Source organism: Shewanella sp. (assembly GCF_048265805.1).
Lineage (GTDB): Bacteria > Pseudomonadota > Gammaproteobacteria > Enterobacterales > Shewanellaceae > Shewanella.
This window is the reverse complement of the sequence record NZ_JBLXAT010000007.1, coordinates 65,942-87,439: the sequence shown is the minus strand read 5'-3', so window position 1 is coordinate 87,439 and position 21,498 is coordinate 65,942. Positions and strand designations below refer to the sequence as shown.

Below are 21,498 nucleotides of genomic sequence, written 5' to 3'. Positions count from 1 at the left end.
TTGACTACAGTTCGGACCAATTAAGAATTTCGTACTTACCGTTCTTGATCACCGTTGGCCATACTTTATGGCTCGCTTGATGACTGCTACTACTGAACGATACGGGGACATTGATACCGATATCTAACTGGTTAAGACTTTCTAAGCCTTTGATGATGCCTTCACGATCCAGCGCTGGTGCTTTCTTCAAACCTTCGACAAATATTTTTGCTAACAGGTAGCCTTCTAGTGAGACAAAGTCAGGCTGAGCACCCGCTTTATAGGCTTGTAGGTCTTTACGGTAATCGTTCACACCGGGTAGGTCTGCCTCATAATGTGGCACCACTTGGGTGACTATGACGCCATCAGCTTGATCTCCTAGGGCTTTAAGTAATGGAATACTGCCAACAAATGAAACGTTTAAGAACTTGGTGTCGGGTAGATCTTGCTTGGCTTGACGAATAAATGCGGCACATGGGGCATAGGCTCCCACCATAATAATGGCCTTAGGTTCGACTTCGGCATCTAGAATCGTTCCTAGGCCTTGCTCCACATTGGTGGTGTTACGTGGGTAACGGCCATGCGCGAGTTTGTCCGTGTCGTTGAACCCTTCGGCTTTCAATGCGGCGATGCCACCATTATAGCCCGCGTCACCATAACCATCGTTTTGGGTAAAGAAGGCGATTTCCTCAGCTTTGATGCCGCTGGCAAGTAAGCCTTTAACCATCGCTGCAGTTTCTTCTGCATAGCTAGCACGATAGTTGATGATGTAACGATCTGGCGGACTTTTACGTAGCACGCCTGCGCCAGTGTAGGCACCAAACAGTAAGGTTTTCTTGGCGTTAGCAATAGGCACGGTCACAATGGCGGTCGGCGTGCCTACGTTACCTAATACGGCCAGCACTTTTCCTTGGTCAATAAGTTGGTCCATGTTGGGCGCAGCACGATCTGGCTCATAACCATCATCTAACGCGGTTAGTTCAATCATGTTGCCGTTAACACCACCTGCGGCATTGACGCGTTTGAAGTAACTTTCAATGCCATCGCGCACGCCATTACCTAGCGCTGAAGCGGGGCCTGTTAGTGCCGCCGACATACCGACTTTGATGGTTTCGGCAAACGAATTTGCGCTTGCAGATAGCGCAGTCATCACAACTACAGCAGACAGAAGGGTTCTAATGCTAGGCATAATAAGTACCTTGAGTTGATGGTTGATTAGGGCGAATAGTTAGTATAGAAGAGATTTTTAAGTTGCAAGTGCGTGTAAAAATTAGACAAAAGTGTGGTGGGTGTTGAGCTTATTCGCATCGCATCTTGGGCTAAACGTGAACTGGTTATATGTGTTAACTTCGGCAGACAGAACTGAATTTTTTATATTATGTATATCAGTAGGTTAAAGTTTAATATGTTGATATTTCTGAGAGTCTGTGGAGTCATTTATGGATAGCCGTCAATTAGATAAACAATATGCTCACCTTAACGCAGGGCAAACCTACCGTGTGATGCAGTCTTTCGTGGATTACGATAACGACACTTATCCCGAGGGGACAACGCTGCTGTTTATCGGCGCTAACTTTGTGCCGTATGACGATGGCTTGTCATTGTTTTGTGAAATCAATGGTGCAGAACAACAGATCCGCTTGCAGCTGCGACCCGAAGAGCAATTGCACATTGTTCGCTCGCTTGAGCAGTATTTGCAGTTGCTGAGAGACTGACGAGTTTTTGGCGCATTCGGTTAAATTTGTGTCCTGACATTTTTAATATTTTTTTTGGGGCTGGTAACACCGTATTTGGAGCATAAACCTACTCTAAATTTATCGCAAAACTACCAGCATGTGATTGAATTAGCAGTTGTAATGATGTTTTTTACCGTCGTTTTCGCTACACTGGCGCCGCTGAATTTTGACCTATTTAAACGGATTTAAGGAATACGCTGTGCGAAATCTATTACTGCTAGCTTGTCTATTAACACCTTTGGCCCATGCGGCACCGAAAAATGCCATCGTTATGGCATCAGGTGCGAGTGTGAAAGACTGCGAGCACTACAATGCCTTGCGTGCCAGTGAGAACATTGCAGAAACTACCGTCAACATGATGATGGCATCTGAATATCTGCAATGTTCACTGACGCCCACGCTAACGCCGGTGGATGAACCCGCAGCGGTGTTGCAGCAAATTGCTGATCAACTGCGCATTCGCGCTATTCCTACCTCGGTCGGCCGCAGAGCGGGGGAAAACATGGTGTTTAGCGCGATGTTTAATATCAGCGAGCAGGGCACGTTACGCTTTAGCGAAGAGCAACACATCATCGACATCCGCCTGAAAGGCCAGTTGGATGACCACAGTTATCTATTGTGGGTTAGCGATGAGATTTTAGACCGCACGTATCGTGCCTATTTCCCCGTGGTGGTTGAGCATCAAGGAGAAAACTTTAGCGCGCGGCCGTTCTACGCCAGCGGCTATTAAGCATTAAGACGGCAACTAAACAATTGGTCGTCATGCCGATTTATTTCATCTGCTCGCTATGAATACTTACGCCTGTCGCGCCAATGGCAAGCGCAGGATGTAGCTGATTATCTTGATAGTCAGCGCTATTTTGCCGCCGGAATGGTATTGGCCGCTCATCAAATAGCTGCGTTAACCTGAGCTGTCAAGTGGCAAGGACAGATTGTGTGGCTGCTTGGTCGAGCTTGCCCGCACCATAAATGGCGTGGGTTGGCAGCACCTCAAAGCCGGGAAAGAACAGCGTACCGTGGGTCACGGGGAATAGCAGTTCATCTAACGGCCCATTAATGCCGCGTGGTGCGTAATCACTTTGTGGCCCACCAACCATCACCAATAATAGCGCGCGTTTTCCCGCAAATACGCCATCACCGTAACGGTAGCGATTGCCCGCATTGCGGTAACCATAAGCAAAACCGTAGGCATACACGCGGTCAAACCAGCCTTTGAGTATGGCGGGCATAGCAAACCACCACAGCGGAAAATGAAAAATCACCGCGTCGGCCGCCAATAGCTTTTGTTGTTCCGCTGCCACATCTGCCGTTTGCTGACCATAAGTGAATGCATGTTGTGACTCAGCAATGAAATTGAGCCGCTGCGCATCACTGCGACTGGGAAAGTCGGCGGCGTCAAAGGTTGCTTTCCACTGCATTTGGTACAGATCGGATTGCAGTACCGTATGCCCTTGCTAGGTTAAGGTTTGCACTGAGGTAGCTGCCAGTTGGCGGGTTAACGAGCTGGGCTCTGGATGGGCGAACACCACTAATACGGTTTTATTCATAATTTTCTCTTTCATTGTTGGCAGATTGCATAGCGCGATGGCACCAGTGCAGCTACAGTGACCAATCCTGAGGTATAAATGAAATTAAAGATTTTATGAGTAGGTATCATTTTTATGGATGATAAACGGTTGGATCTCAACTTGCTGGTGACCTTAGAAACCTTATTGCAGGAGCTGAATGTCACCAAAGCGGCGGAGCGTTTGCACCTTAGCCAACCCGCCGTTAGTGCCCAATTGGCTCGCTTAAGGCAGTTGTTTGATGACCAACTGCTATTGCCTGCGAAACGCGGCATGACACCGACCGCCAAGGCGCAAGCTTTGCAGGTGCCGTTGCAACAAGCATTGGCTGAGGTACGGGCAACCTTGACCAGCCACCAGCATTTTGAGCCCTGGCTATCACCGTTAACGGCTACCATCGCCTGCACCGATTATTTGCAAAGCGCCATCGGTATCCAGATGATTCAGCGTCTGCGCCAACAGGCACCCAATATCAAACTGAGTTTGTGTGCGCTGCAACCGCAACGATTAGCGCAGCAGATGCGTGATGGTGATGTTGATTTAGCGCTGATGTCACCGAGCGAAGCGCCGTTAGCATTACGCAGTAAACCGCTATTTGATGAAGATTACGTGTTGGTAGGTCGTCAACATCATCCCAAACTGCGAGATAACATCAGTTTGGCTGACTATCTGCAACTAGAACATGTGGTGGTATCACTTGATGGCGGTGTATTTAGCACGCCTATAGACCAATTGCTGGCGGCGCAAGGTTATACACGCAAGGTAGTTGTGTCGGTCACCTCATTTCTATTGGTGCCAGAATTATTAGCACAGTCCGAGCTGGTGGCTTTGCTACCGCGGCGCTTAGTGCGTCACCGCAGTGACTTAACACAAGTTCCGCCGCCGATAGCGGCCACTGGCTTTTCGGTGGGGATGTTCTGGCATGAACGCAATCACGGACACAACGGCCAACGTTGGTTGAGACAGCAGATCAGCGCGATGGCATTTGATGAATAACAACCAGCGTGGTCAGCGCCGCGTAATTCAGTCGTTGCCTGAGCCGTGCGACAAATTGTGATCTGTGTCATTGGCGGATTTTTGCTATACTCCGCGCCTCGCTAATATTGGAAACAGCTCAACATGGTGCAGATCTACACGCCAAGCAACGACATCATTCTGGATAACAAGCTGGAACTGCTGTCACCTGCTAAAAACGCCGACTACGGTATTGAAGCCATTCGCCACGGCGCGGATGCGGTTTATATTGGTGGCCCAGCCTTTGGCGCGCGAGCTACTGCCGGTAACAGCGTGAGTGATATTGCCCGTTTGAGTGAGTTTGCCCACGGTTACGGTGCGCAGGTGTTTGTGGCGCTCAATACCATTATGTCCGATGCTGAGCTGGAACAAGCCGATGCCTTGGTACATCAGTTATATGATGCTGGCGTTGATGCGTTAATTGTGCAGGACATGGGGGTATTGCAGCTAGATCTGCCGCCTATTGCGCTGCATGCCAGTACCCAAACCGATAACCGCACGCCTGAAAAAGTGGCGTTTATGGAGCAAGTGGGCTTTTCGCAAGTGGTGTTGGCGCGTGAGCTGAGCTTACAGCAGATTGCCGATATTGCTGCCACCGTTAAAACGCGCTTGGAGTTCTTTATCCACGGTGCACTGTGCGTGAGTTACTCCGGCTTGTGTAACTTGAGCCATGCATTTTCTAAGCGTTCTGCCAACCGTGGCGAATGCTCGCAGATGTGCCGTCTGCCCTGTAATTTGAAAACCCGTGATGGTGAACAACTGGCGGAAAACCAACACCTATTGTCACTGAAAGACAACAACCAAGCCGATAACTTGGATGCGCTGATCAACGCGGGTATTCGTTCATTCAAGATTGAAGGCCGTCTGAAAGATTTGAGTTACGTGAAAAACGTGACTGCGCACTATCGCCAGCAGTTGGATAAGATTTTGGATCGCAATCCAGCGTTGCAGGCAGCATCCCATGGTCGTTGTGAATACACCTTCGTACCGAATCCCGATAAAAGCTTTAACCGTGGTAAAACCGATTACTTTGTTAATCAACGCCACGGCGGTTTGAATGATTTCCGCACGCCGAAATATCTAGGCCAGTCAGCTGGTAAAGTTACCGCCATTGGCAAGGATTGGCTGGAGATTGACCACAGCGGCAGTGAAGTTGAACAGCTGCACAACGGTGATGGTTTGTGTTACTTCACTATCGACTTCCAAAAAGCGATTCACTCTGATGCCAAGCTCAGCGGCCTGCGGGTTAACCGCGCCGACGGTAACCGTGCCTATTTGGCGAACCAGGTACCGAGCGATCTGCGTGTGGGCATGGAGCTGTTCCGTAACCTCGACCATGATTTTGAATCGGTACTGAGCAAAGAATCATCGAAGCGTTTGATTAACGTCGATATCACTCTGTTTGATACTGACAGCGGCTTAGGTGTGCGGGTTAGCGATGACCATGGTCATCAAATTGAAGTGGCGGCCGAGCTAGAAAAACAAGCCGCCAATGACGCAGACAAAACCATTGCCCAGCAGCAAAAAGGCTTGGCCAAACTCGGTGGTACCCGTTACCACGCTCGTAAGGTGGAGATTGCCACTTCACAGCCTTGGTTCGTGCCTGCTGGTCAGCTAAATGCACTGCGCCGAGAAGCGATTGAGGCGTTTGAGCAATACCGCGTCGATAACTATCAACGTCCGCCACAATGGCCGCGTAGTGCTGAAGCCGCTTATCCGCAGAAGCATTTGAACTTCTTGGGCAACGTACTCAACGATAAAGCGGAAAGCTTCTACAAACAACATGGCGTGATTGAGATCGACGCCGCGTATGAGAAGAACCAAGTGCTGAACGATGCACCGTTGATGATCACTAAACACTGCCTGCGCTACAGCTTTAACCTGTGCCCGAAAGAAACGCCGGGGATCAAAGCTGAGCCAATGGTGCTGGAAGTCGGCAGCGATACGCTCAAACTGGTATTTGATTGCCAGAAATGCGAAATGATGGTGGTGGGCAGCAACCGTCTGTAATGGCAGCAGTAAGCTGTGTTATCGAAGCCGACCTTAGTGTCGGCTTTTTTTTTGCGTACTGTCATGCACTAGCTGTGTAGTTGTTTTATGGTAATTTAACAATGACGAGGGGTTAGTTAGCGTAAATAGGACAAGGAACCAGCTGTATGTGGCAATGGATTGTAAAGTACAGAGTTTGGATAGTGTTGTGGTGTTTAGTGCTATTTCCCTTGTTGGAATCCTTTTCTGCTAGCACCCTTTGGGGGTTGAATTGGCACTCGCCCATGCGAATGGAGTTGATTCATAGCTACCTAGTTGTTCTAAAGTTGTTGTTTGTTCTGAGTGCAATATGCGTCGCGCTGCTGTTGTATTTGTTTCCGAATTTTACGACCAAACTACGTTACCCCACACTTACAATCATGCTGCTTTGCATTATCTCTGTGGTGCAAATACCTATGTTAGCTATTGGACTGATGTTAAATCCACCAGAGATAGTTTACGTCTCTCAAAATCGTAATGAGCTGCAACTGGGACAACAGCAATTCTACATCGATACCGGTAACTCTGGTGCTATGGCGAAGGGTTATCACTACGTCTACTTGGAATGTCCAAAACCTTTAGGGCGTTATCAATTGCAGTTCTTAGGGCGTATCGACTGGATGTTGCGGCCACAGTTTCAATTACAAGGCGATGAAATGGTGATCACTGGCAAGCGTTATTCTCATGAATTTGCCGAAGAGCGTTTACCATTAGCAGGGCATCAGTGTAGCTAAAACGGTTCATCTAAGACTAAAGTAGGCAGTAGCTTAGCTAAAGAATTGTTCATTTTTTGAAGCAGGTCATACCAGTTGTAACAAAATGCTTCTAAGGTGTAGTTGTGTATCACAGGCCAATAGCGAGGTATGTATGCGCACTTTAACTGCACTTGCTGAACATCCGTTCCGACTTCCTATCACTTTGTTGGTTTTATCTTTGTGTTGGTTTGCATATGCGCCAATGCTGTCCCCTGAATTGCCAATGTTTCCGCTTTGGCAATCCATCGCCATCATATTATTTATGGTGGGGGTCGGTATTTGGGCGATGCAGATAGGCGGTCGAGCCCTCTGGGCATTACCCTTAAGTTTTTCGGTGCTACTTCTGTGTGGATTAGCCACACAACACGCCACCGTCGCAATGATTTTTGCAGAAGAGGGAATGTTACTGGCGGTATTCTTGATCGGTATGTTAGTCGCTGGCAACGTGCGTTGGTCGGTACACGGGGCGATAGCCTTAACTGGTGTGTTGGCGTTTGCCTTTGGCTATAGCTTTGCTCATCTAGGTCCACTTTCATCTACCACTGTCAGCGACCAGCTATTGTTACTTGGCGGACCGCTGGTCACTGCAGGAATTCTCTGTTGTCTTTTAGGTGAAAGTGCTTGCTATGCACTCGTGAAGACTCAGCATCGCAATATTGCACTTGGTTACGGGGGACTGATGTTGGCCGCTGGCTTCTTGTTGGTGCTAATACGTTAACTTGTGTGGTCAATTGTGAAAAGACCGCTGCGGCGGTCTTTTTTTTACAGATGATAGTGAGCTGCGGGCTACGAGTAGCGAGTTACCAGCGATAGTAAGCTTAAGCGGTAAGTTTTAAGTCTTAAGTTGTAAGTTGTAAGCCATAAGCTAAAAGCGTAAGTCAGGAGCTAACAGCTGGTGTCTCGGTGTTGGTTGTTAGTCAGTGCCTGTTGAGCTATCTGGTTATTACCCATATTCCCATGCTTATGACTCTAGGCGCTGTATGCGTCGTAGATTGGTCGTTATTTATCTATGGCTGGAGGCGAGTGAACGCGTTACGTGTTGCCGGCATTTGGTTGGCGATCCAGTTGTGCAAAATAACCGTGATAAAAATGCTGTGCTGAGTAGGTATGCTGCTGGCGGGTTATGTGCTGCAAGGGCACGTTAATGGCGAGGAACTTACTCATCATGGGGTTAATAATGGCCAAAAAAAATCACCCTAAGTATTACCTGATTTACGTAATACTTAGGGTGTCATTACCCGGTGATGCTGACAAACTCGGTGCACTCATACTGAGTTTGTAGATACACATTCGATGGAGCGACAGACTTTAAGTGCCTGTTTTATAGTTCGCCTTTTATAAAGCAGTTCGCATGCCAAAAGTAAAATAATAACAAATACAGTGTATTAGTATGTTTCTTGGTGTTGGCGTGGTCGGACTTTTGCACCAAATTGGTGAGCGGTGCCACGATGAAGTGCATTTGCTCTAATTCAACATTCCATTTAGCTCATTATTAACTTGATGTCCCTCAATAGCAGCAAAATTGGCTGGGGCTGTTTATCTTTAGTGTTTAATTTTTGTTCAAACTAAACGCGTTTTGAACGAGGCGAGACCTGCGACGCTTAGTCAACTAAGCAAGCTGGGCGCAACAAAGTTCAGCAGGCGTTTAAATGAACCCTTAGGGCAGCGACAGCGCGCAATTTATTCAGCGTTAGGCGCTGTTGGTGGAGAATAACTACACGGCACATCACCTGCCTTGCTTAAATCACGTGCTATCTGCTGAAAAACAATCAGCAAAGATAAACAGCCCCTAGCGATCAAGGTCACTTGGGTCCCGTTTTACTGCCAGGATTTGAGGCTGGAAATTGCTCACAACTGCTTAAATAATTGAAGGTTAGCTTAGTTCACACAATAAAAGTAAGGGAAATGAGAGGCGGCTCACAAATAAGGTTTTGCTAATTTTATGGGTGTTGCAGGGCGGAAAGGGATGAATTGGTGATGTAAGTCACATATGCAAATGGTGTAACGGAAAATTTGAGGCAGAGTGGACATTTTTACCAGACAAAATGTCCAGCATTAAAAAACGTCAATTAAGTTTTTTGTTTTGAAATAATTGTTAGTTTTGGGTTTTAATTCTTATTTTTAATAATTTTACGGGTTAATATTCTCATAAAATTCAAGTGTGACATAAGTCACGTGTCGTTATTTGTCATCGGTTGTTATTTTTATGGATACTTCGTGCATGAGTTAAAGCACCGCTGGAACTCAAGCCTGCGGCACACTCGCCGCAGTAGGAAAGCACATAAAAAGAGAGTGTGTGAAATGACAATGAACAGACGACAGTTTTTCAAACTCTGTGCTGCAGGAGCTGCAACTTCTGCCATCTCTGCACTGGGCTTGATGTCTGAAAAGGCATTCGCTGCAGTCAGAGAGTTTAAACTGCTCAGAGCGAAAGAGACGCGCAACAACTGCTGCTATTGTTCTGTAGGCTGCGGCTTATTGATGTATAGCCACAGCAGCAATGGCAAAAATGCTGAACAACACATCTTCCACATTGAAGGTGATGCAGATAACCCAATCAACCGCGGCGCATTATGTCCTAAAGGCGCTGGGTTGGTGGATTACGTGAATAGTCCTCATCGACTCAAATACCCAGAAGTACGCGCGCCAGGTAGTGATAAATGGCAACGTATCAGTTGGGATGAAGCGTTTAAACGTATTGCTCGTCTGGTAAAAGACGAACGTGATGCGAACCTCGTTGAGAAGAACGCTAAAGGCCAAACCGTTAACCGTTTGACCAGTTTAGGCATGATGACCTCGTCAGCTCAGGCTAACGAAGGTTGTTTCATGACTCACAAGTTTGGTCGTGCAATCGGTATGCTGGGCTTAGATAACATCGCCCGCGTATGTCATGCGCCAACACCTGCCGCTATGGCACCGACCTTCGGTCGTGGTGCGATGACCAACCACTGGGCCGATATGAAAAATACCGACCTAGCAATTGTGATGGGCGGTAACGCAGCAGAAGCTCACCCAGTAGGTTTTGGCTGGGTAACCGAAGCGATGGAACACAACAACGCGCGCTTGATTGTGGTTGACCCACGTTTCAACCGTAGTGCGGCTGTGGCTGATACCTACGCCCCACTGCGTTCAGGTACTGACATCACTTTCCTGTTGGGGATGATTCGTTATCTGTTAGAAAACAATCAAATCAACGTTGAATACGTAAAAGCCTATACCAACGCGCCATTTATCGTGCGTGAAGACTTTGACTTCAACGAAGGTTTGTTCAGTGGTTTTGATGAAACCACTAACACTTATGACCAATCTTCTTGGTTCTATGAGTTGGACGACGAAGGCTACGCTAAAGTTGATCCAACCATGAGTCACCCTCGTTGCGTATTGAACTTGTTGAAAAAACACGTTGATCGCTACACTCCAGATACCGTATCTGAAATCACTGGTACACCTAAAGATGCATACTTAGATGTATGTAAACAGATTGGTGCAACTCACGTAGATAACAAAGCGGCGACCTTCCTGTATGCATTGGGTTGGACACAACACAGTGTGGGTGCACAAAACATCCGTACTATGGCGATGATCCAATTGCTGCTGGGTAACATGGGCGTGATGGGCGGTGGTGTTAACGCACTGCGTGGTCACTCTAACGTACAAGGTGCAACTGACTTAGCGCTGCTGTGCCAAGGTCTACCTGGTTATTTGAAGCTACCAAACGATGTCGATATCAACCTAGAAGCTTATTTGAACCACTACACGCCTAAACAGCTGCGTCCTGGTTCAACTAACTACTGGCATAACTATCCAGCATTTACCGTATCACTGCTGAAATCTTTCTATGGTGAACACGCGACCGCTGAAAACGATTTCGGTTACGACTGGTTACCAAAATGGGACCAACAGTACGATATCAATAAACAGATCGACATGATGGTTCACGGTGAAGTTAACGGTTACTTCATCCAAGGCATCAACACCTTGAACTCTCAGCCAGACAAACAAAAAGTGTCTAAAGGCTTATCAAACCTGAAGTTCTTGGTAATTCTAGATGCACTGGCGAACGAAACTTCAAGCTTCTGGCGTAACGCGGGTCAATTCAACGACGTTGATACTGCCAACATCCAAACTGAAGTATTCCGTCTGCCAACGACGTGTTTTGCTGAAGAAAGTGGTTCTATCGCTAACTCTGGTCGTTGGTTGCAATGGCACTGGAAAGGCGCTAACCCACCCGGTGAAGCGCTGTCAGATCCAGCGATTCTGTCTGGCATCATGCTGGAACTGAAACGTTTGTATCGTGAAGAAGGCGGCCGTCTGCCAGAACCTATCGAAGCGATCAAATGGGATTATGTTATCGAGCATGAACCAAGCTCAGAAGAGCTGGCCAAAGAGATGAACGGTTATGACCTCAACACTGGTAAGCTGCTCAATAGCTTCTCTGAGTTGAAAGCTGATGGTTCAACCTCTTGTGGTATCTGGATCTACACCGGTCAATGGACCGAACAAGGCAACATGATGGCTCGTCGTGATAACAGCGACCCATCAGGTAAAGGTATTACACCTAACTGGTCATTCGCATGGCCTGCTAACCGCCGTATTTTGTACAACCGCGCATCTTGCGACGTTCACGGTAAACCACGTGATCCAAGCCGCGTACTGCTCGAGTACAAAGAAGGCAAATGGCAAGGTATCGACGTACCTGACTTTAACGCTAAGTTGAATGCAGAAGACTCTGCCCATCCATTCATCATGCAAGCTGACGGTGTTGGTCATCTGTTTGCCCTGCGCGATTTGAAAGATGGTCCGTTCCCTGAGCACTATGAGCCGTTTGAATCACCACTGGCTGCTAACCCATTGCATCCAAAAGTGACTAACAACCCTGTTGCTCGTATGTTCAAAGGTATGCGTGAAACCTTTGGTACTAATGAAGAGTTCCCATATGTAGGTACGACTTACTCAATGACAGAACACTTCAACAACTGGACGACGCACTGTCGCTTGGCCGCGATTACTCAGCCACAACACTTTATCGAAATCGATGAAGTCTTGGCGGCAGAGAAAGGCATTGCTAACGGTGATTGGGTGAAAGTGACCTCTAAACGTTCACACATCATCACCAAAGCGTATGTCACTAAACGTCTGCAACCCTTGGATGTACAAGGTAAGAAAGTACACACCATCGGTATTCCACGTCACGGTAGCTATGAAGCGCTGACTCAGAAGAGTTACATCGTTAACGAGCTGACCTCGGCGGTCGGAGATGCCAATACGCAAACTCCAGAGTACAAAGCATTCCTTGTGAATATTGCTAAAGCGGAGGGCTTCTAATTATGGCTACTCAAGATATTATCCGTCGCTCTGGCACTACCGACATTACCCCCTCTGCGCAAGCGCGCACTGGTGGTGTGAAAGAAGTCACTAAACTGTTCGACGCCACTAAATGTACTGGCTGTAAAGCGTGTCAGGTTGCTTGCTCTGAATGGAATGACCTACGTGAAGAAGTAGGCACTTTCCAAGGCAGCTATCAAAACCCAATGACGCTGACGCCAGAAAGCTGGAACATCATGCAGTATCACGAAGTGATGGATGATAACAAACTGCGTTGGCAGTTCACCCACACTGCCTGTATGCACTGTGCTGACCCAGCGTGTTTGAAAGCCTGTTCTACAGGTGGCGCTATCGTTCAACACGCTAACGGTACTGTGGACTTTGATTCAGACAAATGTATCGGTTGTGGTTATTGCGCCAGTGCTTGTCCGTTCAACGTGCCTAAAATCAGCAAAACAGATAACAAAGCCTACAAATGTACGTTGTGTTCTGACCGCTTGGCCGTGGGCTTGGAACCATCATGTGTGAAAACTTGTACTGTGGGTGCTCTGCGTTTCGGTACTCGTGAAGACATGCTGTTCTACGCAGAAAAACGTGTAGCTCAATTGAAAGACCGTGGTTTCACTAATGCGGGCTTGTACAACCCAGAAGGCGTGGGCGGTACTCACTACATGATGATTCTGCACGACATTAATAAACCTGACACTTATGGTATGCCTGCTGACCCAGTGGTTCCTGCAGCTACCGAAATCCGTCAGGATTGGTTGAAACCATTAGGTACTGCTGGCTTGTTGGCTACCGCGGGTTTTGCGTTGCTGCACCGCATCACCGTGGGCCGTAACATTGTTGAGGAAGATCAGCCTGGCTATATCGACATCGACGCCGCGGCTGAAAAAGAGGAGGAAAAGCAATGAGTAAGCAAGAGATGATTGTTCGTCATAAGCTCATTGACCGACTCTGCCACTGGACCATCGTATTTGTTGGCTTAGTGACATTCTTAACGGGGTTTTCGTTCTTCTTTCCATCGTTTCAGTGGTTGAGTGGCATTGTTGGCACCCCACAACTGGCAAAAATCATGCACCCGTTCTTCGGTCTGGTGATGGTTGCTTTGTTGGCGGTAATGCTGATGCGTTACTATAGCCATAACAAATGGAACAAGTACGATTTGCCGTGGATGAAGGCCGTGGTTTGGGTGCTTCTGCAAAAAGAAGACAATATTCCACCCGTGGGTCACTACAACCCTGGTCAAAAAATGTTGTTCCGAGCCTTCGTGATTTTCGTATTGGCGTTCATCGTCACCGGTATCATGATGTGGCAACCATACTTTGCGCCAATGTTCTCTGCTGAAGCGGTGAACTGGGCCACACTGATCCACTCAGCTTGCGGCATCCTGATGCTGATCGCTCTAGTGGTTCACGTATGGATGGCTTGCTGGATTGAAGGCTCTATTACGGGCATGTTGTACGGCAAAGTGTCAAAAGCTTGGGCGCGTAAACATCACCCTATGATGTTAGAAGAAGAACATAAGGATAAATAAAATGAGTGTTGCCAGCGAGATCCAAATGAGTTTTGCCGATAAATCGCCTTTAGCTATCAAACCGCTGATTGCGGCTAACCCTAAAGAGATTTATCAACGCCGCGCAGAGCGTTTAGCTGAGCTTGCTAAGGATTCTCCGCTGGCTGATTATCTGGCGTTATGCCGCTTGGTGGTGTCAACCCAGCAAACCCTTTGCGACACCGACATGGGGCCAGCGCCAGATATTAACACCGCCGCCGCGATGCCATTGCAAGGTATTCAAACTAGCGGTTACTGGATAGCCCAACTCCAGCTGCTACTCAGTGAACTGCTTGATACCGCACCAAGCAATGTCGTGCAGGTGATTCGGCAATTGATCCGCCAAACGCCCGAACAGCTACAACAGTGGGGTGGCAGTTTGTTGCAAGGTAAATTCAGCCAAGTCCCTGCGGAATATCGTTTATTTTTATGGGCCGCGTTATCTGTTTATTGGAGCCATTGGGCTCCAGCAGTGATCAGCCGTATGGATGTCGCACAGATCAAACAGCAACCAATGTGTCCGGTGTGCGGTAGCCACCCAGTAGCCAGCGTTGTGGTTGATAAACCACGCGAAGGCTTGCGCTACCTACATTGCAGTTTGTGTGAAACTGAATGGCATTTTGTGCGTGCTCACTGCAGCAGTTGTAATCAAGCGCAAGAGATGAGTTTATGGTCGTTTGAGAAGCATCAGGCGCCAATCCGCATTGAAAGCTGCGACGATTGCCACGGTTATACCAAAATGTTGTTTTTAAATCTCGACCCACGAATGGACACTGTCGCCGACGACTTAGCCTCTATGGGCTTGGATGCTAAGTTATCTGACGAGGGGTTCCATGCAACTACAGTCAATCCGTTCGTGCTAGCCGATGAAATGACAATTTAACCTATCGCGGGTTAATGAGTTTCCCATACCGGCCATGGCAATACTCTCCGTTGTCATGGCTTTTTCTTTTATTGGGCGAGGCGTTTAATCTGGGCCGCTAGGGCGTATAAACCGTTACTGCGTGATGGGCTTAGTTGGCCAGCTAAGCCGAGTTCAGCAAAGTAAGCGCTAGCATCAAATGCGTGGATCTCTTCAGCCGTTTTACCATTGGTTGCCGCCAGTAATAGCACGATCAACCCTTTAACGATACGCGCATCACTATCCGCTAAAAATAGATGCAGGTCACCCAATGGAAAGTGAAACAGCCACGCGGCACTTTCACAACCGTCTACCCGTGCAGCCTCGGTTTTAGCGGCATCATCAACGGCGGGCAATAGTTTGCCCAGCTGCATTAACAAACGATATTTGTCCTGCCACTGCTTAGCATTAGCAACTTTAATGGCGGCGTCTTGTAGCAGAGGCGTACATTGCTGATCAAACTCAAGAAACTGTTCTACGGGTAACTGCATTGGGCTTAAGTGTCCTCGGTGAGCAGGGCGATGGTTTGTTGCAACGCCGCCAGAAAACGGGCGACATCTTGCTCATTATTGTAGATGCCTAATGATACGCGGCAGCAGCCGTTGAGCGCCATCAGCGACATTAACGGCATGGCGCAGTGATGGCCGCAGCGAATGGCGATCCCTTGCTGGTCGAGCAGGGCGCCGACATCGTGATGGTGTTCACCACGAATATTAAACGCTAGCGCCCCCACATTGTTAGCGTGAGCGGCGTACAGTTCGACTTCTGGCATGGCGGCTAGCCCGTCTCGCAATTGCTGTAGTAGCTGTTGCTCATATTGGTGGCTTTGTGCATGGGCGAACTGTATGAGAAAATCTATCGCAGCAGCGAGGCCGATAATCTCAGCAATGGGCGGAGTACCGGCTTCTAATCGGTGTGGTAATGCGCCAAAGGTGGTACCACTGAAGCTGACGTGTTTAATCATCTCACCACCGGTAAGCATCGGTGCCAATTTATCTAACTGGGCGAGCTTACCCCACAAAATTCCCACCCCCGTTGGACCATACATTTTATGGCCAGAGAAAGCGTAAAAATCACAGCCTAAGGCTTGTACATCCACGGGTAGATGCGCTATGGCTTGTGCACCATCCACCACGCTAATCGCGCCAGCGGCACGAATACGTTGGGTGAGGGCGGCGATGTCATTCACGGTACCAAGGACATTGGACACATGGCCTAACGCCACAATCTTGGGGCGCTTGGCTAACAAGGCATTAAAGGCGGCGTCATCTAAGCACAGTTCATCATTGAGTGGCAGCGGTTGCACGTGCGCACGAGTGCGCTGCGCGAGCTGTTGCCATGGCACGATATTGGCGTGATGGGCGGCGCTGTCGACCAGGATAAGATCACCTACCTGCAGTTGTGGCTCTAATCCATAAGCTAGCATGTTGAGCGATTCAGTGGTGCCGTGGCTAAAAATCACCTCTTGGCGATGCGCTGCGTGGATAAACCGTTGCACTTTATCGCGGCTGGCTTCAACGGCAGCGGTGGCCGCTGCCGATAATTGATAAGCGCCGCGATGCACATTGGCATTGTGCTGGCGATAAAAATCATCCATCGCTTGCAATACAGACGCAGGTTTTTGCGCTGTGGCGGCACTGTCTAAATAGCACAGTGGATAGTCTTGCTCCTCCTGCTGGCGATTGAGCAGCGGAAACTGAGAGCGAATGGCAGCGTGGTTCATAGCAGGCGACAGGGTTGCGATAACATATTAGGCGGCAGATCTTCAAAGATTCTGCCGCCTATTGCAAGGGATTTGCGCTGCACCTTATGGGCAGGGAATACGAAACTCGGTCGAAATGGCTTCCAGATCGGCCAGTATCTCAGGCGTCAATACCAGTTCAAGACTGCCAATGTTCTGCTCTAACTGCGCCACACTAGTGGCACCAATAATATTGCTACCGACAAATGGCCGACTGTTAACCCAAGCTAACGCCAATTGGGCTGGGCTTAAGTTGAGTTTATGCGCCAAATTTACATATGCCTCAGTCGCCTTGATGGCTTGTTCGGTACCTGTGTAGCGGGAGAACCGCTCAAACAAGGTCAGGCGGGCATTTTCGGGTGACTGACCATTAAGGTATTTGCCCGTTAACGTGCCAAACGCGAGTGGCGAGTAGGCCAGCAACGGTAACTCTTCGCGATGGCTCACTTCGCTCATGCCCACTTCATAGCTGCGGTTGAGCAGGCTATAGGGATTTTGCACTGTGACGATGCGCGGCAGGCTGTGTTTCTCAGCCAGTTGCAGATACTTCATCACGCCCCATGGGGTTTCGTTCGATACGCCGATATAGCGCACCTTGCCCATGCGGATCACTTCGGCCAGCGCTTCTAGGGATTCTAAAATTGAGGATTTGGTTTCACGCGGCGCATCGGGATAGTACATCTCACCAAAGAAGTTAGTGTGCCGTTGTGGCCAGTGGATCTGATACAGATCGATAGTATCAATGCCCAGACGTTCCAATGAGGCATCCACCGCGGCGTGAATATTGTTCCAGTCCAATGCCATGTTGGGGCGAATATAATCACAGCGACCCGGCCCCGCCACTTTGGTGGCAATAATCAGTTTGTCGCGGTTTTTACGACTGCGCAGATACTCGCCCAAAATGGTTTCGGTGGCACCTTGGGTTTCGGATTTGGGAGGTACCGGGTACATTTCGGCAGTATCAATAAAGTTGATACCGGCGCCGATGGCACAGTCCAGTTGTGCAAAGGCATCAGCCTGACTATTTTGTTGCCCCCATGTCATGGTGCCCAGACACAACTGGCTGACATCAAGGCTAGTATGGGGAATTCGGCGATACTCCATTAAACACTCCCGTAGCTTAGGTGAGATCCCAAGCTAGCAAGTTTTTACTAAGCTGCCCAGATAGCTAGCGTCTAGCTGCTGCAATTTTATCCAGCTTGTAGTGGCTTAAGCATAGGGATCTCGCACACACAGTGGCCAGTATTGCCAAGATGCTGCGGTAACTGCCGAAAACCTAAGTGATAGTAGAGCCGAAGCGCTTCCGGTAATAAATGGGTTGTTTCCAGATAAATCTGCTGATAACCATAGTCGCGGGCGAAGTTCATACACAATTTTGCAATCGCACTAGCCAGGCCGTGACCACGAATTTGCGGCATAAAATACATCTTTTGTAGCTCACAGGTATCGGCTACACCTGCCAGCGGTGCAATGCCGCAACCGCCCATGATGTGACTCTGTTGCTCAATCACTAGATAGATAGCGCCTGCTGGTGCATATACTTCAGCCAGTTGATCTAGACTCGCATCCGCTACGCTGTAGCCTTTCTCGGGCGTAAGTTGATATTCCGCCGATACTGTTCGAATAATGCCCGCCATGGCCGCATTATCGGCGCTACTGATGGGGCGAATATTGATGTTAGGTGTAACGCGCCAACGCCAAGCTTGTTTGGCGGGAACCAGTGCTTTGGGGGGAATTGCGTGAGTACGGTCAGACATGATGAGGGGCAAAATATGAGGTGGCCGAATAGCCACCAACATAGCTTGCGCCATAGCTAAGTGCAACGATTAATACAGCTCGCTAAATCGCAGTGGCGCACTCGCAAGGATCAGCGCTGAAGTGTAGATACTCTCGCGGCTGGCATGGCCTTGCGTCAACAAGCCTATAGCCCCGCCAGCTTGTTTGACATTCACCGTATTAAACAGCGCATCCATAAGATCGCCCAGTTCCTGTTCGCCTAGTTTATCAAACACTTGTTGTGGCAATGGCAGATGGGCGGTGCGACCGACACACAATCTATCTTGGGTGGCGATGGTGACGTAGGCAAAGGTGGCTGGCCCTTGTTCAAACTGATCAACGCCGCCTTCCATGCTGAGGTAGTAATCCGCTTGATAATGGTCGCGGCACCATTGCACTCGATTGATCGCCCCTTGCTTAGTTTCGCTGTCGGTCATCGGCTGGTCGGCCACGCCGGAAGGCGCTTTGACCGCTTGTACCGTAATGCTGCTTGCGGGATGCAGAGTGGCAACCACCGCTTTGGCGGCATTCACTTTAACGGGATTGGTGGAGCCAACCACGATAGTAATAATGTCGCTCATGATTACTCCGGCTTTTCTTCAAACATCAGGTAATGGCTTTGCTCCATACCAAGTGCTTGGTAGGTCGATTGCGCGACTAGGTTATCGTGTTCTACGTAGAGGCGGAAACTGGCGGCGCTGCCATTGTCGGCGGCGAGCTGTTTCACCTGTTGATAAAGCGCACGATACAAGCCTTGGCGGCGGAAGGCGGGTTTAACATAAACGCTTTGGATCCAGTAGTAATCTTTGGCGCGCCAATCACTCCACTCAAAGGTCACCATCAGCGAAGCTGCGATCTCACCGTGTTGTTCCGCCACTAAATAAAAGCCGCGTGTTGGCTGTTCCAATAAGGTTTGTACGCCACGTTCAAGTGTTGCCGCGTCCAGTTCAAGCCCTTCGGTCTCAAATGCCATCGCCTGATTAAAGGCAACGATATCGGCTAAATCTTGTTGGCGTCCTTTACGTATCAACATTCTGTGGTTACTTCAGCAAATTCGGAAAAAGTGGCGCCAATCTAGCAGCCACTGGCGGTCGCTGGCAAATCAGAATCTGTTAATTTTTTATAGCAAATTCTTATTAGACTAAAGTCTATGTAAAAGTATAATTGTGCGGTAAATAGACAGTGCTAGGGACGGTAGCAAGTAAATGTTATCGGAGCGTTACCGTGAAAAGAGTAATAAAATCAAAAGCAAACCAGCGTTTGCTGATTATTAATTTACTGCACTTTGTGCTAACGGCAGCCACACTTGGCTTGTGGGCGCCCGTTTGGTGGTGGTGTATTAATCGTGAAGAAATCAAACAGTCTGGCGTGTTCCATAAGTTTGATAATGATTACTGGGATTACTTGGTTGAGCGTGATGAGCCGCCTGCATCGTTATATCCGACTCGTTTTGATCTCGCCCATGAGGTACGTTTTGACGCGTAAGCTCACTGCCTACGCGTTACCATACACGTTACTGTAACATGTCGTTTTGCTCTTTGACGAGCTTAACGAGCACATTACGGTCACCGTCTAACAATAGCAATTTATTGCCCGCTACACTTACTTGCGCCACCTGTGGCAACGTCAGGTCTAACTGCTGCTGTTGTGCCATTAGCGCATCTACACAGGCTTTCATCGTGCCTTGGTTGGCGGCAATTTGCAGTTGCTGACCATGCAACTGATAACTTCCCTGAAATTCGTTACAGCTATTATTGCCAGTTAACATGCCGTCGGCTGCAAATTGCAGATAGGCAGTGCTGTAGGCGGGGGCTTTGTGTTGATTGATATTGCTGATGCGCCATTTGCCCAACAGATCTTGGGTGTACTGACTGTCTGAGATAGGCGTCTGGCAACCACCGATAATGGTTGACAGGGCAAGAATAACAAACGCTTTAACCATGACGACGAAATAGAAATTAATGCAGGTGGTTAGTTTGGCAATTCTTCTACTAAAGTGGAAGCAAAAAACCATGCTAATAATCGTTTTTTTGCGGCTTAGTGTTAGTAATAAGCCGCAAACGGTAACTAGCTGTTGCTATTTGGTTATTTTTCTCGGTCTATTGCTGAGCCGTTTTTACTGAATTGAGCCCCGCTAACGCTTCGTCCAACATTGGCGCGAGCTTAGCGGTAGAGTCAGGGGCAAAGAACTGACTACTGGCATCTAAGGTCATTGGCAGTGGCGAAAGCGCAAACTGCTTTTGTACTCGATGGACGATGTGTTTTAAATCGCGCTCAAGGTCGACAAACACTAACAGTACAAATTTGTTGTCGTCATAGAGTGCTGCCATATCGGCGGCGCGCAGGGTACTGACTAATAGCCGCGATAACTCGCGATGGCCTTTTTGCTTGGTGTCAGCATCCAGCGATTCTTCATAGCACAGTTCAAAGAAAATAATGCCACAGTGGGCACCAAAACGGCGGCCGAGATTGAGCTGCCGTGGTGCCATCATAATGAAACCATATTGGTTGAGCATGCCCGTGGTCGGGTCACGCATTGAGAGTGCTTCAATACGGTGGTTTTGGCACAGCAGGGCGAGATCTTGTTGCAGCAAAATTTGGAACGGCTCTAGCATCATTGGCGATACGTGCTGGATCTCATTGGCATGGGCATTAACCACACACAAACAACCAAACTCTGAACCATCTGGCCAAGCCACTGGGCGTGATAGCAGGCACAGCGCATCATTAAATTCTTTGGGAAGCGCACCGACCTCCGTTTGAGTTAAGTCGAGGTTGAGCCCTTCGGTATCACTACTGATCATCTGTTGTAGCAGTGCACTATCGTCGTCGAAGTGTTTACCGGGCACAAAACGCATGTGTGCATCTGCAGCACTAACAATAATTTCGAAGCCAGTATCAGTTTTTTGCAGCACGAAAACGCGATCTGCTTGATAATAGTGCTTCATCAACTCACATTGCTGCATCCAGCGTACGAGATTCAATCCATAGGAGTCCGCTTCCAGTAGGCTTTTGCCTGGCTTGACGGTATCTGGCAGCATGATGGGATCCGCATGATGTTATTAAAGTGTATTTAAGTGTGGTGATTTTATTGCATTTATGCAACTTAATTCACTAGGGAAT

At 48.5% G+C, this 21,498-nt stretch carries 22 protein-coding genes; 11 read left to right on the top strand and 11 right to left on the bottom strand.

Features of this window, described 5'->3' with window-relative positions; all coding sequences use genetic code 11:
- Window positions 1–4: 4 nt before the first annotated feature.
- Window positions 5–1,168 (bottom strand): ABC transporter substrate-binding protein, encoded by a 1,164-nt coding sequence (locus ACN0TT_RS07010; RefSeq protein WP_417761426.1) that lies wholly within the window; start codon window positions 1,166–1,168, stop codon window positions 5–7.
- 250 nt (window positions 1,169–1,418) lie between these two features.
- On the opposite strand from ACN0TT_RS07010, the gene ACN0TT_RS07005 reads away from it, so the two are divergent.
- Window positions 1,419–1,694, top strand: coding sequence for a hypothetical protein (locus ACN0TT_RS07005; RefSeq protein WP_417761425.1), 276 nt, complete (start codon window positions 1,419–1,421; stop codon window positions 1,692–1,694).
- A gap of 220 nt (window positions 1,695–1,914) precedes the next feature.
- Window positions 1,915–2,445, top strand: a complete 531-nt coding sequence (locus ACN0TT_RS07000) for a hypothetical protein (RefSeq protein ID WP_417761424.1) — start codon at window positions 1,915–1,917, stop codon at window positions 2,443–2,445.
- Between the two features lie 184 nt (window positions 2,446–2,629).
- Here ACN0TT_RS07000 and ACN0TT_RS06995 read toward each other — a convergent pair whose 3' ends face one another.
- The gene (locus ACN0TT_RS06995) at window positions 2,630–3,154 is read right to left on the bottom strand and encodes an NAD(P)H-dependent oxidoreductase (protein WP_417761495.1); all 525 of its coding nucleotides are present in this window, start codon (window positions 3,152–3,154) and stop codon (window positions 2,630–2,632) included.
- A 222-nt stretch (window positions 3,155–3,376) separates the two neighbouring features.
- On the opposite strand from ACN0TT_RS06995, the gene ACN0TT_RS06990 reads away from it, so the two are divergent.
- The 4 genes from ACN0TT_RS06990 to ACN0TT_RS06975 all read left to right on the top strand — a co-directional run bounded on the left by ACN0TT_RS06990 (window position 3,377) and on the right by ACN0TT_RS06975 (window position 7,795).
- The gene (locus ACN0TT_RS06990; protein ID WP_417761423.1) at window positions 3,377–4,276 is read left to right on the top strand and encodes a LysR family transcriptional regulator; all 900 of its coding nucleotides are present in this window, start codon (window positions 3,377–3,379) and stop codon (window positions 4,274–4,276) included.
- Window positions 4,277–4,399: 123 nt separating this feature from the next.
- Window positions 4,400–6,304, top strand: a complete 1,905-nt coding sequence (locus ACN0TT_RS06985) for a peptidase U32 family protein (RefSeq protein WP_417761422.1) — start codon at window positions 4,400–4,402, stop codon at window positions 6,302–6,304.
- 434 nt (window positions 6,305–6,738) lie between these two features.
- Window positions 6,739–7,056, top strand: coding sequence for a hypothetical protein (locus tag ACN0TT_RS06980; RefSeq protein WP_417761421.1), 318 nt, complete (start codon window positions 6,739–6,741; stop codon window positions 7,054–7,056).
- Window positions 7,057–7,189: 133 nt separating this feature from the next.
- Window positions 7,190–7,795: a HupE/UreJ family protein gene (locus ACN0TT_RS06975; protein WP_417761420.1), complete on the top strand. Its 606-nt coding sequence runs from the start codon at window positions 7,190–7,192 to the stop codon at window positions 7,793–7,795.
- Between the two features lie 314 nt (window positions 7,796–8,109).
- On the opposite strand, the gene ACN0TT_RS06970 is transcribed toward ACN0TT_RS06975, so the two are convergent.
- Window positions 8,110–8,262, bottom strand: coding sequence for a hypothetical protein (locus ACN0TT_RS06970; RefSeq protein WP_417761419.1), 153 nt, complete (start codon window positions 8,260–8,262; stop codon window positions 8,110–8,112).
- A 1,122-nt stretch (window positions 8,263–9,384) separates the two neighbouring features.
- Here ACN0TT_RS06970 and fdnG point away from each other — a divergent pair.
- From fdnG to fdhE, 4 genes are read left to right on the top strand one after another with little or no spacing between them, the layout of a single operon-like run.
- Window positions 9,385–12,402: a formate dehydrogenase-N subunit alpha gene (fdnG, locus tag ACN0TT_RS06965; RefSeq protein WP_417761494.1), complete on the top strand. Its 3,018-nt coding sequence runs from the start codon at window positions 9,385–9,387 to the stop codon at window positions 12,400–12,402.
- A 2-nt stretch (window positions 12,403–12,404) separates the two neighbouring features.
- A complete protein-coding gene (fdxH, locus tag ACN0TT_RS06960) occupies window positions 12,405–13,316 on the top strand; it encodes a formate dehydrogenase subunit beta (RefSeq protein WP_417761418.1) in 912 nt (303 codons plus the stop codon).
- A complete protein-coding gene (locus tag ACN0TT_RS06955; RefSeq protein WP_417761417.1) occupies window positions 13,313–13,939 on the top strand; it encodes a formate dehydrogenase subunit gamma in 627 nt (208 codons plus the stop codon). Before fdxH ends, ACN0TT_RS06955 begins: the two co-directional genes overlap by 4 nt.
- 1 nt (window position 13,940) lies before the next feature.
- Window positions 13,941–14,840 carry a formate dehydrogenase accessory protein FdhE gene (gene fdhE / locus ACN0TT_RS06950; RefSeq protein WP_417761416.1) on the top strand — a complete coding sequence of 300 codons (900 nt, stop codon included), beginning with the start codon at window positions 13,941–13,943 and terminating at the stop codon, window positions 14,838–14,840.
- A gap of 68 nt (window positions 14,841–14,908) precedes the next feature.
- Here fdhE and ACN0TT_RS06945 read toward each other — a convergent pair whose 3' ends face one another.
- From ACN0TT_RS06945 to ACN0TT_RS06920, 6 genes are all read right to left on the bottom strand, one after another.
- On the bottom strand, window positions 14,909–15,349 hold the full coding sequence (locus ACN0TT_RS06945; RefSeq protein ID WP_417761415.1) for a SufE family protein: 441 nt from the start codon (window positions 15,347–15,349) through the stop codon (window positions 14,909–14,911).
- A 5-nt stretch (window positions 15,350–15,354) separates the two neighbouring features.
- Window positions 15,355–16,581 carry an aminotransferase class V-fold PLP-dependent enzyme gene (locus ACN0TT_RS06940; RefSeq protein ID WP_417761414.1) on the bottom strand — a complete coding sequence of 409 codons (1,227 nt, stop codon included), beginning with the start codon at window positions 16,579–16,581 and terminating at the stop codon, window positions 15,355–15,357.
- An 84-nt stretch (window positions 16,582–16,665) separates the two neighbouring features.
- A complete protein-coding gene (locus ACN0TT_RS06935) occupies window positions 16,666–17,703 on the bottom strand; it encodes an NADP(H)-dependent aldo-keto reductase (protein ID WP_417761413.1) in 1,038 nt (345 codons plus the stop codon).
- Between the two features lie 86 nt (window positions 17,704–17,789).
- Window positions 17,790–18,410, bottom strand: coding sequence for a GNAT family N-acetyltransferase (locus tag ACN0TT_RS06930; protein WP_417761412.1), 621 nt, complete (start codon window positions 18,408–18,410; stop codon window positions 17,790–17,792).
- Window positions 18,411–18,425: 15 nt separating this feature from the next.
- Complete coding sequence (yjjX, locus tag ACN0TT_RS06925; protein ID WP_417761493.1) at window positions 18,426–18,959, bottom strand: inosine/xanthosine triphosphatase; 534 nt, start codon at window positions 18,957–18,959, stop codon at window positions 18,426–18,428.
- Complete coding sequence (locus ACN0TT_RS06920; protein WP_417761411.1) at window positions 18,959–19,408, bottom strand: GNAT family N-acetyltransferase; 450 nt, start codon at window positions 19,406–19,408, stop codon at window positions 18,959–18,961. Before ACN0TT_RS06920 ends, yjjX begins: the two co-directional genes overlap by 1 nt.
- Window positions 19,409–19,599: 191 nt before the next feature.
- On the opposite strand from ACN0TT_RS06920, the gene ACN0TT_RS06915 reads away from it, so the two are divergent.
- Window positions 19,600–19,860 (top strand): hypothetical protein, encoded by a 261-nt coding sequence (locus ACN0TT_RS06915; RefSeq protein ID WP_417761410.1) that lies wholly within the window; start codon window positions 19,600–19,602, stop codon window positions 19,858–19,860.
- 28 nt (window positions 19,861–19,888) lie between these two features.
- Here ACN0TT_RS06915 and ACN0TT_RS06910 read toward each other — a convergent pair whose 3' ends face one another.
- Both ACN0TT_RS06910 and ACN0TT_RS06905 read right to left on the bottom strand, forming a co-directional pair.
- On the bottom strand, window positions 19,889–20,389 hold the full coding sequence (locus ACN0TT_RS06910; RefSeq protein WP_417761409.1) for an META domain-containing protein: 501 nt from the start codon (window positions 20,387–20,389) through the stop codon (window positions 19,889–19,891).
- Between the two features lie 85 nt (window positions 20,390–20,474).
- Window positions 20,475–21,416, bottom strand: coding sequence for a GGDEF domain-containing protein (locus tag ACN0TT_RS06905; RefSeq protein ID WP_417761408.1), 942 nt, complete (start codon window positions 21,414–21,416; stop codon window positions 20,475–20,477).
- Window positions 21,417–21,498: the final 82 nt, after the last annotated feature.

Coding starts and splice junctions, on each gene's coding strand:
- ACN0TT_RS06975 (WP_417761420.1), top strand. CDS start 7,190: ATGCGCACTTTAACTGCACTTGCTGAACATCCGTTCCGACTTCCTATC.
- fdhE (WP_417761416.1), top strand. CDS start 13,941: ATGAGTGTTGCCAGCGAGATCCAAATGAGTTTTGCCGATAAATCGCCT.
- ACN0TT_RS06940 (WP_417761414.1), bottom strand. CDS start 16,581: ATGAACCACGCTGCCATTCGCTCTCAGTTTCCGCTGCTCAATCGCCAG.
- ACN0TT_RS06935 (WP_417761413.1), bottom strand. CDS start 17,703: ATGGAGTATCGCCGAATTCCCCATACTAGCCTTGATGTCAGCCAGTTG.
- ACN0TT_RS07010 (WP_417761426.1), bottom strand. CDS start 1,168: ATGCCTAGCATTAGAACCCTTCTGTCTGCTGTAGTTGTGATGACTGCG.
- ACN0TT_RS06980 (WP_417761421.1), top strand. CDS start 6,739: ATGTTAGCTATTGGACTGATGTTAAATCCACCAGAGATAGTTTACGTC.
- ACN0TT_RS07005 (WP_417761425.1), top strand. CDS start 1,419: ATGGATAGCCGTCAATTAGATAAACAATATGCTCACCTTAACGCAGGG.
- ACN0TT_RS06910 (WP_417761409.1), bottom strand. CDS start 20,389: ATGGTTTTTTGCTTCCACTTTAGTAGAAGAATTGCCAAACTAACCACC.
- ACN0TT_RS06990 (WP_417761423.1), top strand. CDS start 3,377: ATGGATGATAAACGGTTGGATCTCAACTTGCTGGTGACCTTAGAAACC.
- fdnG (WP_417761494.1), top strand. CDS start 9,385: ATGAACAGACGACAGTTTTTCAAACTCTGTGCTGCAGGAGCTGCAACT.
- ACN0TT_RS06905 (WP_417761408.1), bottom strand. CDS start 21,416: ATGCTGCCAGATACCGTCAAGCCAGGCAAAAGCCTACTGGAAGCGGAC.
- ACN0TT_RS06945 (WP_417761415.1), bottom strand. CDS start 15,349: ATGCAGTTACCCGTAGAACAGTTTCTTGAGTTTGATCAGCAATGTACG.
- ACN0TT_RS06930 (WP_417761412.1), bottom strand. CDS start 18,410: ATGGCGCAAGCTATGTTGGTGGCTATTCGGCCACCTCATATTTTGCCC.
- ACN0TT_RS06920 (WP_417761411.1), bottom strand. CDS start 19,408: ATGTTGATACGTAAAGGACGCCAACAAGATTTAGCCGATATCGTTGCC.
- fdxH (WP_417761418.1), top strand. CDS start 12,405: ATGGCTACTCAAGATATTATCCGTCGCTCTGGCACTACCGACATTACC.
- ACN0TT_RS06955 (WP_417761417.1), top strand. CDS start 13,313: ATGAGTAAGCAAGAGATGATTGTTCGTCATAAGCTCATTGACCGACTC.
- ACN0TT_RS06985 (WP_417761422.1), top strand. CDS start 4,400: ATGGTGCAGATCTACACGCCAAGCAACGACATCATTCTGGATAACAAG.